The organism is Vibrio splendidus, assembly GCF_001557875.1.
Lineage (GTDB): Bacteria > Pseudomonadota > Gammaproteobacteria > Enterobacterales > Vibrionaceae > Vibrio > Vibrio splendidus_F.
In genome coordinates this window covers 190,374-205,418 of the sequence record NZ_LNRF01000009.1, presented here as the reverse complement: position 1 = coordinate 205,418, position 15,045 = coordinate 190,374, and the positions used below count along the sequence as shown (strand labels likewise).

Here is a 15,045-nt window from a genome sequence, read left to right as displayed (position 1 = left end):
GTCCTAAAGGGTTGTCGTAGACTACGACGTTGATAGGCAGGGTGTGTAAGTGCTGCGAGGCATTGAGCTAACCTGTACTAATTGCCCGTGAGGCTTAACCATACAACACCCAAGGGGTTTTGTGGACTCAAAGACAGACCTTGAATGAGTTTGAAGAGATAGACTTTTAGATAAGCTTTCCGAATTTTAAAATTTGCTTGGCGACCATAGCATTGTGGACCCACCTGATTCCATGCCGAACTCAGAAGTGAAACACAATAGCGCCGATGGTAGTGTGGGGCTTCCCCATGTGAGAGTAGGACATCGCCAGGCTTTGATTTCGTTATTTACGTAGTAAATAACAACCTCAACAGTGTACTAATCTGTTGATGACAATTTGTTGGAGGGATGGCTGAGTGGTCGAAAGCACCGGTCTTGAAAACCGGCAACCGTTAATAGCGGTTCTAGGGTTCAAATCCCTATCCCTCCACCACCATTGAAAAGCCCGCTGAGAAATCAGCGGGCTTTTTTCATATTTGTCGTTTAGAAAAACAAAAAAGAGCACTAACGTGCTCTTTATCTGTGACTCCACACCTGCTAGTTATCACTTATAGATAACTAGTCTTGTAGGTACTTTCCTTCGGCGACCTGCCAAAATGCTCTAATTAATGGGTTATCTAATTGTGCTCGCTTACAACATACACCCAATTCAAACGGTTTGATGGGTTCTATCTTTAAACGGTCTACTTTATCTCTTACTGGACTGTTGTTAATGACCACATCTGGCGCTATACCAACCCCACAACCTAGGGCAACCATGCTCACGATTGCCTCATGCCCTGAAACCTGAGCGTAAATATTGGGTTTTATCTTCATCTTTTTGAACCATGCGTTTGCACGCTCTCGGGCCGTTCCTGCTTCTGGGATGATAAAAGGTACTTCATTCCAGTTTGGTTTATCAGATTGTAGTTGTTGGCTAAAGCTACTCACACCTGACGGGATGATAACGGAAAGTGGTATATCGCTGATGGTCTCGAATTCTAGCCTTGAAGGAAGGATATCTGGCTTTGCTGAGATCGCGATATCCGCCTCATCATTTAAGATCTTGTCGATTGATTGAGCTGGATCGCCAGTAGAGAGCTTGAATTCAATATACGGATGAATAGCCCTAAATTCGGTTATGAGTTCAGGTAGGTGACTGTAGCTAGCTGTCACAGAACAAAATATACGAATTTCACCTTTAAGCTCTTGTTCTCCGCCCTTCAGATGAAGGTTATATTGTTGCCATTCGCCAACGATGCTCAATGCTACTGGTAATAGGTGTTTTCCTGCTGGGGTGAGATCAACACTGCGGTTGTCTCTGATAAGCAGCTCTTGTCCTGTTTCCTCTTCAAGCTTTTGTATCTGACGGCTCAGCGCTGAGGGACTGACGTGCATAGCAGCAGCGGTTTTACTGAAACTCTTGCTGTCACATAAATGTATAAATAATTGTAGAGATTTTATGTTCATGTTCTGCGATCGTTTCCATGTTGCATTTATTGCAATAACTAATTGTGAATATATCACTTTCAGCAACGGAGTGTCTGTTTTAGTATGAAGTCATTCGATAGAGAGATATCGACCTTACGGACTTATTTTTAAAGGAGTGCCCTAGAATGGCTAACTATTTCAATACATTAAACCTTCGTGAACAACTAGACCAATTAGGTCGTTGCCGCTTTATGGATCGTGAAGAATTTGCGACAGAAGCTGAATATCTTGAAGGTAAGAAAATCGTAATTGTTGGTTGTGGTGCTCAAGGCCTAAACCAAGGTCTAAACATGCGTGATTCTGGTCTAGACGTATCTTACGCTCTACGCCAAGCGGCAATTGATGAAAAGCGTCAATCATTCAAAAATGCTGATGAGAACGGCTTTGTTGTGGGTAGCTACGAAACACTAATCCCTCAAGCAGATCTAGTAATCAACCTTACTCCTGATAAGCAACACACAAACGTTGTTGAAACAGTAATGCCTCTAATGAAGCAAGGCGCAGCTCTTGGTTACTCTCACGGCTTTAACGTTGTTGAAGAAGGCATGCAATTACGTTCTGACCTTACTGTTGTAATGGTTGCACCTAAGTGTCCAGGTTCTGAAGTACGCGAAGAGTATAAGCGTGGTTTCGGTGTTCCAACTCTTATCGCAGTTCACCCTGAAAATGACCCTAAAGGTGAAGGTTGGGATATCGCTAAAGCTTGGGCTGCAGGTACTGGTGGTCACCGTGCAGGTTGCCTAGAGTCTTCTTTCGTAGCAGAAGTTAAATCTGACCTTATGGGTGAGCAAACTATCCTTTGTGGCATGCTACAAGCAGGTTCTATCGTATCTTACGAGAAGATGATTGCTGATGGCATCGAACCGGGCTACGCAGGCAAGCTTCTACAATACGGTTGGGAAACGATCACTGAAGCTCTTAAGTTTGGTGGCGTGACTCACATGATGGACCGTCTATCTAACCCTGCTAAAGTTAAAGCGTTTGAGCTTTCTGAAGAACTTAAAGACCTAATGCGCCCGCTTTACAACAAACACATGGATGACATCATCTCTGGTCACTTCTCTAGCACAATGATGGCTGACTGGGCGAACGATGACGTGAACCTACTAGGCTGGCGTGAAGAGACAGGCGAAACGGCATTCGAAAACTACCCAGCTTCTGACGTAGAAATCTCTGAGCAAGAGTACTTCGACAACGGTATCCTAATGGTTGCTATGGTTCGTGCCGGTGTTGAGCTAGCATTCGAAGCTATGACGGCATCAGGCATCATCGATGAGTCTGCTTACTACGAATCTCTACATGAGCTTCCACTAATTGCAAATACAGTTGCTCGTAAGCGTCTTTACGAAATGAACGTTGTAATCTCTGATACTGCTGAGTACGGTAACTACCTATTCGCTAACGTAGCAACCCCGCTACTACGTGAGAAGTTCATGCCTTCAGTAGCAACTGACGTAATCGGTCGTGGTCTAGGTGAAACATCTAACCAAGTTGATAACGCTAAACTAATCGAAGTTAACGAAGCTATCCGTAACCATCCTGTAGAGTACATCGGTGAAGAGCTACGTAGCTACATGAGCGACATGAAGCGTATCGCTGTAGGCGGTTAATTCGTCGCTTAGAGACTGCGAATTTGTAGAAAAAGCAAAGCAGTATCAATAGCTCCTTACAGGTTTGAGTTATAAATAAGCAACACAGCATCTAATAGAAAGGCTTGGTCGCCGTTGACCAAGCCTTTTTTCTTTTAGGAATAAAGTTTTATAAATCAATTAAATGAATATTGCTTGATAGGCCTTCGTTGACTTTCAGTTCTTGATTGATCTTTAGAAATACAAAAGGGTTGGTGTTTTTACACCAACCCTTTCGTATTCTTGCTTTCTGCTTTCTGCTTTCTGCTTTCTGCTTTCTGCTTTCTGCTTACTTGTCGGCAATCTTTGCTTCTAAGTCCGCTAGCTTTTGTTCCATTTCAGTTAGCTTTTGGCGAGTGCGAAGCAGTACTTGTGTTTGAACATCAAACTCTTCACGGCTCACAACGTCTAGCTTGTTTAGCTGGCCTTGGATAACCTGGCGAACTTTTTGATCTACGTCTGAACCAAGCTCTTTTACTGGTTGAGGCATAGAATCGTGGATCTGCTTAGCAATCTGCTCTAATTTTTTTGGATCAAACATATCAATTAAAACTCCTGAATATTTACTACTATTCTATTTAATCACACTTGAGATGTCGCCTATGGCGTATAAAAAAAGGCCACCGAAGTAGCCTTTTTATTGTTAATACGACTTAGCGATTACTTATTATCAGCTAATTCTCTGTGTGCCGCTTTTGCTTCATCGACGCGAGCTAACTTTTCTAGGTCTTTGTCTTCAACAAATACAGGCAGAGGTTTGTGTTTTTCAGCCAAGTAGCTGTAAATCACTGGCAGTACAAATAGCGTGAAGATAGTACCAATTGCTAAACCAGCAACGATTACGATACCAATGCTGAAACGCTGAGCTGCACCCGCACCACTTGCGTACATCAGTGGGATTAGACCCGCGATCATCGCCGCCGTTGTCATCAGGATTGGACGAAGACGAACCTTCGCCGCTTCCATTACCGCTTCGATACGAGTCTTGTGATGATGTAGCTGCTCTTCTTTTGCAACTTCACAGATCAAGATACCGTGTTTGGTAATCAGACCAACCAAGGTGATCAAACCTACCTGCGAGTAGATGTTCATCGTTGCCGCACCCCAAGCTAGAGCTATTAGAGCACCACAGATCGCCAGTGGTACAGATACCATGATAACCAATGGATCCTTAAGAGATTCGAATTGAATCGCAAGTACCAAGAAGATGATAGCTAGTGCTAGACCAAAGGTCGCGTAAAGTGCGCTACCTTCAGTTACGTATTGGCGCGCTTCACCCATGTAATCGTGGTTGTAGCCACTTGGTAGTTTATTTGCTGCCGTATCTTCAAACCAAGCAATTGCATCACCCATTGCCGCACCTGGTGCAGGTACCGCACCAATCGTCGCTGAGTTCAATTGGTTGAAGTGAGGAAGAGAACGAGGTTCTGCCACAACATCAATCGTAATCAAACTGCCTAGTGGAACGGCGTTACCATCAGCTGCTCGAACGTAGTAGTTGTTCATTGACTCTGGGTTCAAACGGAATTTACGTTCAACCTGAGGAATTACCTCGTAAGAACGTCCATTTAAGTCAATACGGTTGACGTAGCCGTCTGACATCATGGTACCTAGCGTGATACCGATATCTTGCATGGTCACACCGTATGCGCCCGCTTTATCCTTGTCGATGTTGATCTTCATGGTTGCTGAGTCGTAGTTCAGGTCGAGATCTGAATATACAAACAGTGGATTTGAAGATACATCAGCCAGAATGTCAGTGGTGATTTGGAACAAGCTTTCAAAACTGTTTGGCGTTGTAATGACAAACTGAATTGGAAGGCCTGAACCTGCACCTGGTAGTTCTGGCATTTGGAACGCTGTTACTGCCATTCCAGGAACATCTTTCACTAAACCACCAACGCGGTTTGCTACTTCTGATTGGCTTGCTTCACGCTCACTCCATGGAACCATAGATGCAATACCAAACGCTTGGTTTGCATTAGGAACACCAGTAAACACCTGCGCGTACGCTACTTCTGGCTGGTCAGACAGAATTGTGTTTACGTCGTTCATGGTATTTTGCATGAAGTCTAAGTTCGCATTCGAAGGTGCTGTACCCATTAGCATGATTACACCCTTATCTTCTGAAGGTGCTAACTCACTAGGGATGAACTTGAATAACATTGGCAAACTTGCAAATACGATGATAGCAAAGCCAATGAATACTGGACGATGCTGCATTACCGCGCCAAGCATACGCTCGTAACGGTTAGTCATACCATCCAGTACGCCATGAACTTTCTGTTCAAACTTGCTTGGCTCAGCGTGAGCTTTCAGCATTTTTGAACACATCATTGGCGATAGCGTAAGTGCCACAATACCTGACACGAAAACCGAACCAGCTAGGGTTAACGCAAACTCTTTAAATAGCGAGCCTGTGATACCACCCATCATTGCGATTGGAGCATATACCGCACCTAGCGTTAGTGTCATTGCGATAACAGGTACCGCAATTTCACGGGTACCGATAATCGCCGCACGGAAAGGGGACTCCCCGAGCTTGATGTGCCGGTCGACGTTCTCAAGTACTACGATCGCATCATCTACCACCAGACCGATGGCGAGTACCATTGCCAGTAGCGTCATCAGGTTCCAAGAGAAGCCCATTGCCTGCATTACCATTGCCACACCAATCAAAGACAGTGGGATAGTAACGATAGGGATCAGTACTGCTCGGAATGAACCTAGGAACAAGGTAATTACGATCAATACGATTAATGCAGCCTCAAGAATGGTCTTGATAACCTCTTGAATTGACTCGTTAATCGCAATGGTTGAATCGTACATTACGTTCATCGAGATGTTGCTTGGTAGGTTCTTCTCTAGTTGAGGAAGAAGCTCAAGTACATCTGCAGCGATGTTGATTGGGTTCGCACTTGGTGCCGCATTAATTGCTGCAACAACCGCTTCCTGACCGTTCGCACTTGCACGGTAAACGTCGTGGCTTTTCTCTAGAGAAACCTTAGCGATGTCAGACAGACGAATAATCTCACCTTCACCACTTCTAACGACTAAGTTCTCTAATTCTTCAGTGTTCGATACTTGCGTGTCGGCACTGCCGTTATAAAGAACAAATTCGCCGGTTGCTTGACCTGTAGCCGATTGGTAGTTGTTGGCATTCAATACCGTCATCACATCGCTAGCAGTTAGATTAACTGCAGCCATTTTTGACGGATCTAGCCATACGCGTAGTGCGTATTTCATACCACCATATAGGTCAACTTTCGATACACCGTTTACCGTAAATAGCTGCGGGTTAATTACACGCTCTAGATAATCGGTAATTTGGCTCGACACCAACTCATCACTAGTAAAACCAATGTAGAGTACCGCTGTTGTTGAACCGGTCGACATAGTCACGGTTGGATCTTCGGCTTCTTTAGGAAGCTGAGAACGTACCGAGTTTGTCTTGGCCAGTATGTCAGACAGCGCTGCATTCGGGTCGGTGTTCAACTTCATGTTCACCGTAATCGTCGAGCTACCGAGTACAGAAGAGGAAGTCATATAGTCGATGTTATCCGCTTGCGCCACAGCCTGTTCGAGGGGCTGGGTGATAAAGCCTTGGATAAGATCGGCACTTGCACCGTAGTAACTCGTGGTTACGGTTACAACGGTATTCGTCATTTCAGGGTATTCACGCACCTGCATTTTGAAGATTGCTTGTAAGCCAAGCAGCGCAATCAAAAAGCTGATGGATACCGCTAGAACTGGACGTTTAATAAAAACATCAGTAAAGCGCATTGTGCCTCCAGTTACAGCTTAGGTGTTTCAGATGGTGGAGTGATTGCATCACTTTCAACAACCTTAACTTTGGCGCCGTTACTTAGACGTACTTGGCCAGAAGTTACAACCGTATCGCCAGCTTTAACGCCTTCAAGGATGTGCGCGATATCTGCTGTGCGTTCACCAACTTTCACGACGTGTTGAGCAACACGCTGAACGCCGTCTTCTTCAGTCAGGATGTAAACATTGTCACCGTATAGAGTGAAAGTAATCGCTGTTTGAGGCAGAGTTACTTGATTCTCTAGTTTAGGCAGAATGATGTTAGCGCGAGCGAACATGCCGCTACGAAGTTTGCCATCATTGTTTGGAATATCGGCTTGAACTTGGATAAGACCACTTTGGATGCTAACAGCGGGTTCAATTGCACTGATAGAGCCTTCAAACGGTGTTTCTGGGTAAGCATCAACAAAGATGTCGACAGCTTGGCCTACATTGATACGAGAGATGTCAGTTTGAGAAACCGTGAAGCGTAGGCGCATTACACTGGTATCTTCTAAACGAACGATATCTGTACCCGATTGCAGGTATTGACCTAGGTATACGTTACGAATACCAACAGTACCGTCGAACGGTGCACGAATTTCACGGCGCTCGATTGATGCTTTTAAGCTTTCAATGTCAGCTGATAGAGAGTAGTAGTTTGCTTCTGCTTCATCATATGCTTCTTTTGAAATAGAGCCTTTCTTAAACAGGCCTTGGTAGCGTTTGTATTTTGCTTTTGCCGCAGGTAGGCGAGCTTCAGAACTCTTTAGGTTGGCTTTTTCTACGCCAGAATCAAGACGAACAAGAAGTTGGTCATTTTTAACGTCAGTTCCTGAACCAAAAGAGATTTGGTCAATAACACCGCTGGTTTCATTAGCTAGTGTCACACCTTGGTTAGGTTCGATGAAGCCGATAGCTTCAATCACTGGAACCCAGTCGATCGGCTGAACTTCAGTAACTGTTACTGGAAACTCTGGTTCAGGGCGGTTGGCCATATACTCAGCAATTTTTTGTTGTTTGAACATGTTGAACCCAATAACGCTGCCGAAAAGTAGTACAGCGATGAGTAACATGAAGAAAGTCCACTTTTTCATTATGGTCAAAACTCCGATCTAGTGTTTAATTATTGCGTCCCAACTGGCTTCAATTGCAGCTTCTAGTGCTGCCTCGTCGAGTTGGTAAAATCCTAAAGAATGCTTTCGCGCTAGAGATACACTAGCTGCTAAGCTCAAGCCACTTAGTACTTCATTATCAAGTGGTTTAAACAATCCTTGCTCTTTACCCTCATTAAACAGCAGCTCAACTTGGGCAAACATTTTACGTTCTAGTTCCCTGAAGTTTAGGCTATTTGTGATGGGTAGCGAGTCATACTGAACCCGGTTTTTTATCGCGGCTAAGTTCGTTCCCGCTAAGTTCCATATGTTCAACCACATAGTACGATAGCGTTGCTTAATTGGATCCGAATCATTAACCCCTTCTTGAACAGCATCAGCTACTCTTTGAGTCACGAGCACTCGAACATCATCTATCAAGTGATCCTTATCATCGAAGTAGCGGTAGATAGTGCCTGCAGCCACCCCCGCTTCTTTGGCTAATTTTTGCATTGAAAGGCCCTGGAAACCGACCTCAGCAATGAGCTTTTCAGCTGCAGAAAGTATTTGCTGGCGCTTATCCCGAGGTGCATGAGTTGTCATATTTCAATCACCAATGAATGAACGTTCATTCATTATAGCCTAAGAACCACACACATGTGCAACAAAGTTTTACACAAGCAGCGTAAAAATCTTGTATAAGAGAACGTAGCATTCGAGGTGTTGCAGCATTATTATAAGCGCGCAATTTAATTCGCTCCTCTAGACCAAATTGAGAACCCAATGAAACTGAACCCAAGACAAGATGAAGCCGTGAAATATGTTTCGGGCCCCTGCTTAGTATTAGCGGGCGCTGGATCCGGTAAAACACGTGTTATCACGAATAAGATCGCTTACTTGGTTCAAGAGTGTGGCTATAAGGCGCGTAATATTGCAGCGGTAACCTTTACCAATAAAGCGGCACGTGAGATGAAAGAGCGTGTTGGACAAACTCTTGGTAAAGGTGAAGCGAAAGGACTTATTGTTTCGACGTTTCACACCATGGGCCTAACTATTATTCGTCGCGAGTACAAAGCGCTGGGCTTAAAAGCTGGATTCTCTCTGTTTGATGACCAAGACCAGTTAGCTCTGTTAAAAGAGCTAACAGAGAGACAGATCGATGGAGATAAAGATTTATTGCGTGCATTGATGAGTGCGATTTCGAATTGGAAGAATGACATGCTGACGCCAGATCAGGCGAAAGCTCGAGCTCAAGGCGAACAAGAACAGCTTTTTGCATTCGGTTTTGAGATGTACCAGAAGCAGATGAAGGCATACAACGCGCTCGATTTTGATGATTTGATTGCGATGCCGGTATTACTACTGAAAACTAATCTAGAAGTACGTGAGCGCTGGCAGTCGCGTATTCGCTATTTACTGGTCGATGAGTACCAAGATACTAACACCAGCCAATATGAGTTGGTTCGTTTACTGGTGGGAGAGCGTGGTCGTTTGACGGTCGTAGGTGACGATGACCAATCTATCTATTCATGGCGTGGTGCAAAACCACAAAACTTGGTGCTGCTTGGTGAGGACTACCCGAACCTACGCTTGATCAAACTAGAGCAAAACTACCGCTCGACCAGTCGAATTTTACGTGCGGCAAACATCTTGATCGCCAATAACCCACACGTTTATGAAAAATCACTGTTCTCAGAGATCCCAGACGGTGAAAAGCTCAAGGTACTGAATGCTAAGAATGAAGAGCATGAAGCAGAGCGTATTACCGGTGAGATCATCGCACACAAGTTTTTGAATCGTACAGAATACAAAGATTACGCAGTGCTTTACCGCGGTAACCACCAATCTCGCTTGATTGAAAAAGCCTTGATGCAGAACCGTGTGCCTTACAAGATCTCCGGCGGTACTTCTTTCTTTGCTAGAGCCGAGATAAAAGACATTATGGCTTACCTACGTGTATTGGTGAACCCAGATGATGACAACGCCTTCCTGCGCATTGTAAATACGCCGCGTCGTGAGATTGGCCCTGTAACGCTTGAAAAGTTAGGCAGTTACGCCAACATGCGTGGTAAAAGCTTGTTTGAAGCCAGCTTTGAGATGGGCTTAGAGCAAACGCTGACGGGACGTGGTTTAGAAAACCTGCGCCGATTCGGTGATTGGATTGTTCGTATCTCGGATAATGCTGAACGTGGTAATACGGTTGAAGCCGTTCGCTCTTTGGTTCGTGATATCAATTACGAAGATTGGTTGTACGAAACTTCAGCGAGCCCGAAAGCCGCTGAAATGCGAATGAAGAACGTCTCTGATCTTTATAGTTGGATTGTGGCCGATCTTGAGGGTGACAACTATGACAAAGAAGAGAAAACCCTACGCGAGGTGGTTCAACGTTTAACGCTGCGCGACATGATGGAACGAGGTGAAGATGATGACGACGCAGACCAAGTTCAATTAATGACATTGCACGCATCGAAAGGCCTAGAGTTCCCGTATGTATTTCTGATGGGTGCAGAAGAGGGCATCTTGCCGCACCAAACCAGTGTCGATGAAGGCAACGTAGAAGAAGAACGTCGTCTTATGTACGTAGGGATTACTCGAGCTCAGAAAGAGCTGACCTTTACTAAGTGTCGTGAACGTCGTCAATATGGTGAATTGATTAAGCCAACACAAAGCCGCTTCTTAGATGAATTACCACATGATGATGTGGAGTGGGAAAGCGTGAAGAAGCCACAGTCCGCTGAAGAGCGAATGGAAAAAGGGCAGGCGCACATTGCTAACATTCGTGCGATGTTCAATAAAAAGTAGTTCTCTACTTAAATTGCACTACATAGAAGACAATAAAAAAGGTGACCATAAGGTCACCTTTTTTTAATTTGGCATTCTTAATTACAGATCGGTAAATTACAGACCTGCAATCATGTGCTCAATAGCATCTTTGATTTCATCGTCTGAACAGTCCATACATGAACCTTTCGCTGGCATCGCATTGAAACCGTTGATTGCGTGGTCCGCTAGGATGTCGCGACCTTGAGCAATACGAGGACCCCAGTCACCAGCATCACCTGTTTTAGGTGCGCCACTTACGCCAGATGCGTGACAAGCGATACAAAAGGTACCGTAAACTGCTGCGCCATCACGAGGGCCTGTTGGTTCTTCGGCTACTGGCTCGCTGCCGACTAGGTAAACTTGGCCAACTGGTTTGATGCGCTCAGCAATTGCATCTTGCTCCGCTTCGCTAAGGCCTGCAGCCATTGCGCCAGTTGAAAAGGTTAAAACTGCGATGACAACGCTTAAAATTCGACGAGACATATCCATTAAACTCACTTTACATTCCCAAGGTAAGTACATGCTTACCAATTTATAGTGTTGGAAGGGTGTTTTGGCTTTAACCAGCAAAGAGCAACTGTTAAACCAATGTAAATAATGGGTGATTATATCCCGATAAGTTGTTGCAATAAACAACAACTTATAAGCTGTGGCAGGTTGTAGTACTCAAATAAGGGGTTTATCACATATTAACTGTCGAAAAAGAGACCAAACAGAAAAAAAAGTTAAAAAAGTACTAGACGGCATTGGGTGATATACGTATTATTCCACTCCGCCGACAGGGCATGCGCCTGTAGCTCAGCTGGATAGAGCGTTGGCCTCCGGAGCCAAAGGCCGAAGGTTCGAATCCTTTCAGGCGCGCCATCCGGTCACTTACTTCGGTAAGCGAGAAATTGGCAGAAAAGAAATTATGGTGGCTATAGCTCAGTTGGTAGAGCCCTGGATTGTGATTCCGGTGGTCGCGAGTTCGAATCTCGTTAGCCACCCCATTCTTTCTTTACAAAATATCGGTAGCTTCGGCTTCCAGTGTTGATTCATTATTTCCAAGAGTCGATACAAAACTAGTCGGTGAATAGCGCAGCTTGGTAGCGCATCTGGTTTGGGACCAGAGGGTCGGGGGTTCGAATCCCTCTTCACCGACCACTATTTCAATAATCGCTTTTAAGCGGTTATATAAAAAGTTAGTGGTGGCTATAGCTCAGTTGGTAGAGCCCTGGATTGTGATTCCGGTGGTCGCGAGTTCGAATCTCGTTAGCCACCCCATTAATTTTGGTAGCTTCTTTGAAGTTCCCAGTTTGAGAAATCAAACGAAACGTCTCGGTGAATAGCGCAGCTTGGTAGCGCATCTGGTTTGGGACCAGAGGGTCGGGGGTTCGAATCCCTCTTCACCGACCACCTTAAGAAGCTCCGTCAGAAATGACGGGGCTTTTTTACGTCTGGAATTTAGATAATTTGGTGCAAGGGGGCGTGGGCTGGAGCGCCAGTCCGATCAAATCCTCTTCATCGACCACCTTTAAGAAAGCTCATCAGAAATGATGAGGTTTTTTTTCATCTGAAGATCACTAGATTGGAACCCAAGTAGGGTTCGTCTGATATTCAAAGAATGTCTCTTCACCGATCATTTAAAAACCTCCCCCTTTATATAAGTCAGATTCCTATCGTTCTGCGTGATTATGGTGTTGATACGGAGTTGCTTTCTTTATCAAATGTGTAGATCTATGTCTAATTTTATATGAATTAACCACCTAACAATTCGACATATTAATGGGTTTGGTCTAAAGACTTTTATGAAAAGTGAAACCTGACCCTAAACCTGCTCACTAAGGCCTGAATTTGACAGCTTTCTACGCATTTGCTCGTTCAAAAACGCCTCTGATTTGTTAAGCCTTTCATTTCTCTGGTTTGTATTTATCAAAATAATATAAATGGTTAAATGTATGGTTAAATGTATGGTTAATTTACGTATATATGGTTGTTTTATTTGCTTAAATTAACAAAATCAGCGTTTGTTTCTATAGTGTTAATTATTTTTTGGAATAATTATTTGTTTTTATTGAATGGTAGTGAGATCTGCTTTGAAGCACAGGTTTAACTCTACAAGTAAGCAGTGGTAAGGAGTTTGTGAGTATTTCTTGCCGATAATATAATGTTGATTTTTCTTACTATATGCTCTCTGGGTGAATAGTTATGTGGCACTTTTGCTTGCTAAGCGTTTAATGTCGACTTTTTATCCTATTTTTGTTGCTTTTCTGTGAATTATTTGCCAAATTGTCAACCGTATAAAATATCAGAACAATATTCTGGTAAGAATGGATTCAATTTTGCAGACAGGGCAGAAAGCTGCCAAAGCAGTAGAGGTCTGGTAATGTCACTTTTAGAAGTAAAAAATCTTCGTATCGAATACCCATCTCGTCATGGAGTTCACGCCGCAGTTAAATCGCTTTCGTTCAACATTGAACGTGGTGAGATCGTTGGTGTTGTAGGCGAGTCTGGTGCAGGTAAATCAACAGTAGGTAATGCTGTTATCGATTTGCTGAGCCCTCCCGGCCGCATTGCTAGCGGCGAGGTATTCCTGGATGGCGAAAAAGTCTCTGGCTTATCTCCTGAACAGATGCGTTCTGTTCGCGGCTCAAAGATTGGTTTTATCTTCCAAGATCCAATGACGTCTCTTAACCCTCTATTCACAGTAGAACAGCAGTTAAAAGAGACGATTCATGCCAACATGAAGGTTTCGGATCAAGAAGCCTACCAGCGTTCATTAGACTTGATGAACCAAGTGGGTATCCCACAACCAGAAAACCGTTTAAAGCAGTACCCACACCAATTCTCTGGCGGTATGCGTCAGCGTGTGGTTATCGCGATCGCATTGGCAGGTGAACCTGACCTAATCATCGCAGATGAACCAACAACGGCACTTGATGTGTCTATCCAAGACCAGATCTTGGGTTTGATTCGCGACCTGTGTATCAAGAAGAACGTAGGTTGTATGTTGGTCACGCACGACATGGGTGTGGTATCTAATGTTACTGATCGCGTTGCCGTGATGTATCGTGGTGATTTGGTTGAGTTTGGCCCGACGGCGAAAGTCCTTGGTACTCCTGAACACCCATACACACACAGTCTTATCTCAGCGGTTCCACGTTCAGACCGTAAACTCGATCGTTTCCCTCTTGTGAGCTACATCGAAGAAGCGCACGAGATGGAACCTCTAGATGTAAAAAACCACTGGTTAGGTCAAAGCCAAGATCACCGTGATTACACTGGCCCATTGTTGAATGTTGAAAACGTGCACTTACGCTTTACCACCAAAGATTCTTTCTTTGAGAGTCGTCGTGAGTACGTTCAAGCATCAAACAACGTGAGCTTTGAAGTGCATGAAGGTGAGACATTTGGTTTAGTAGGTGAATCAGGCTCAGGTAAATCAACGATTGCTCGTGTGATTGCTGGCTTGTACGCACCCAACTCAGGCAAGGTAACGTTTGAAGGCGTTGACCTGACTGGGCTTAAATCTGAAAAAGAGCGTCGCCCAATGCGCCGCCAAATGCAGATGGTTTTCCAAAACCCTTACACATCAATGAACCCTCGAATGAAGATATTCGACATCATTGCTGAGCCTATTCGATTCCATAAACTGACGCGCAACGAGAATGAAACTCGTCAGATCGTGAACGACCTGCTAGAGCACGTTGGTCTAGGCGTAATGGCCGGGGTTAAGTACCCACACGAATTCTCAGGTGGCCAACGTCAGCGTATTTCTATCGCTCGCGCTTTGGCAACTCGCCCGCGTCTTTTGATTTGTGATGAACCTACCTCGGCACTGGATGTGTCGGTACAGGCTCAGATCCTTAACCTACTAAAAGACTTACAAGACGAGCTAAACCTAACCATGCTGTTCATCAGTCACGATTTACCGGTTATTCGCCAAATGTGTGACCGTGTTGGTGTGATGCAAATGGGAGAACTATTGGAAGTAGCGCCAACTGAGCAGTTGTTCCAATCGCCTCAGCATGAATACAGCAAACATCTGATTTCTTTAATGCCTGAATTTACAGGTTTAAGAGAAGAAAAAGCAGTGGCACAAGCCGCGGTATAAAAATCGGCAGGCTGGAGTTTAGCTTGCTAAAAACAATAAACAGACGCAAATACAACAACTAGGGATCTGGATTCCCGCATGAAGGAGTTATGCA

General features: G+C 44.5%; 9 protein-coding genes, 6 tRNA genes and 2 rRNA genes. 11 read left to right on the top strand and 6 right to left on the bottom strand.

Annotation, left to right across the window (positions count from 1 at the left end):
- The 3 genes from ATB74_RS18935 to ATB74_RS18925 all read left to right on the top strand — a co-directional run.
- Positions 1–102: ribosomal RNA gene (locus ATB74_RS18935) — 23S ribosomal RNA — on the top strand; the annotation flags it as partial.
- A 94-nt stretch (positions 103–196) separates the two neighbouring features.
- Positions 197–312 (top strand): 5S ribosomal RNA (rrf, locus tag ATB74_RS18930).
- 69 nt (positions 313–381) lie between these two features.
- Positions 382–472, top strand: a tRNA-Ser gene (locus tag ATB74_RS18925).
- A 125-nt stretch (positions 473–597) separates the two neighbouring features.
- Here the strand turns inward: ATB74_RS18925 and ilvY are convergent.
- Entirely contained in the window at positions 598–1,488 is an 891-nt protein-coding gene (gene ilvY / locus ATB74_RS18920; RefSeq protein WP_060983268.1) for an HTH-type transcriptional activator IlvY, read from the bottom strand.
- Between the two features lie 146 nt (positions 1,489–1,634).
- Here ilvY and ilvC point away from each other — a divergent pair, with 146 nt between their 5' ends.
- Positions 1,635–3,119 carry a ketol-acid reductoisomerase gene (ilvC, locus tag ATB74_RS18915; protein ID WP_017631997.1) on the top strand — a complete coding sequence of 495 codons (1,485 nt, stop codon included), beginning with the start codon at positions 1,635–1,637 and terminating at the stop codon, positions 3,117–3,119.
- A gap of 307 nt (positions 3,120–3,426) precedes the next feature.
- On the opposite strand, the gene ubiK is transcribed toward ilvC, so the two are convergent.
- From ubiK to ATB74_RS18895, 4 genes are all read right to left on the bottom strand, one after another.
- The gene (gene ubiK / locus ATB74_RS18910; protein ID WP_009848085.1) at positions 3,427–3,678 is read right to left on the bottom strand and encodes a ubiquinone biosynthesis accessory factor UbiK; all 252 of its coding nucleotides are present in this window, start codon (positions 3,676–3,678) and stop codon (positions 3,427–3,429) included.
- A gap of 119 nt (positions 3,679–3,797) precedes the next feature.
- Complete coding sequence (locus tag ATB74_RS18905; RefSeq protein ID WP_060983267.1) at positions 3,798–6,920, bottom strand: multidrug efflux RND transporter permease subunit; 3,123 nt, start codon at positions 6,918–6,920, stop codon at positions 3,798–3,800.
- Positions 6,921–6,931: 11 nt separating this feature from the next.
- Positions 6,932–8,038, bottom strand: a complete 1,107-nt coding sequence (locus ATB74_RS18900; RefSeq protein WP_060983266.1) for an efflux RND transporter periplasmic adaptor subunit — start codon at positions 8,036–8,038, stop codon at positions 6,932–6,934.
- An 18-nt stretch (positions 8,039–8,056) separates the two neighbouring features.
- A complete protein-coding gene (locus ATB74_RS18895) occupies positions 8,057–8,638 on the bottom strand; it encodes a TetR/AcrR family transcriptional regulator (protein WP_060983265.1) in 582 nt (193 codons plus the stop codon).
- Between the two features lie 180 nt (positions 8,639–8,818).
- Between ATB74_RS18895 and rep the strand changes: the two genes are divergently transcribed.
- On the top strand, positions 8,819–10,837 hold the full coding sequence (gene rep, locus ATB74_RS18890) for a DNA helicase Rep (protein ID WP_061019437.1): 2,019 nt from the start codon (positions 8,819–8,821) through the stop codon (positions 10,835–10,837).
- 96 nt (positions 10,838–10,933) lie between these two features.
- On the opposite strand, the gene ATB74_RS18885 is transcribed toward rep, so the two are convergent.
- Complete coding sequence (locus ATB74_RS18885; protein ID WP_060983263.1) at positions 10,934–11,347, bottom strand: c-type cytochrome; 414 nt, start codon at positions 11,345–11,347, stop codon at positions 10,934–10,936.
- 298 nt (positions 11,348–11,645) lie between these two features.
- Between ATB74_RS18885 and ATB74_RS18880 the strand changes: the two genes are divergently transcribed.
- From ATB74_RS18880 to ATB74_RS18855, 6 genes are all read left to right on the top strand, one after another.
- A tRNA-Arg gene (locus ATB74_RS18880) sits at positions 11,646–11,722 on the top strand.
- Between the two features lie 49 nt (positions 11,723–11,771).
- A tRNA-His gene (locus ATB74_RS18875) sits at positions 11,772–11,847 on the top strand.
- A gap of 77 nt (positions 11,848–11,924) precedes the next feature.
- Positions 11,925–12,001: transfer RNA gene (locus ATB74_RS18870), tRNA-Pro, on the top strand.
- 44 nt (positions 12,002–12,045) lie between these two features.
- A tRNA-His gene (locus ATB74_RS18865) sits at positions 12,046–12,121 on the top strand.
- Positions 12,122–12,176: 55 nt separating this feature from the next.
- Positions 12,177–12,253 (top strand) — tRNA-Pro (locus ATB74_RS18860).
- Between the two features lie 970 nt (positions 12,254–13,223).
- Complete coding sequence (locus ATB74_RS18855; RefSeq protein ID WP_019826573.1) at positions 13,224–14,951, top strand: dipeptide ABC transporter ATP-binding protein; 1,728 nt, start codon at positions 13,224–13,226, stop codon at positions 14,949–14,951.
- Positions 14,952–15,045 lie beyond the last annotated feature (94 nt).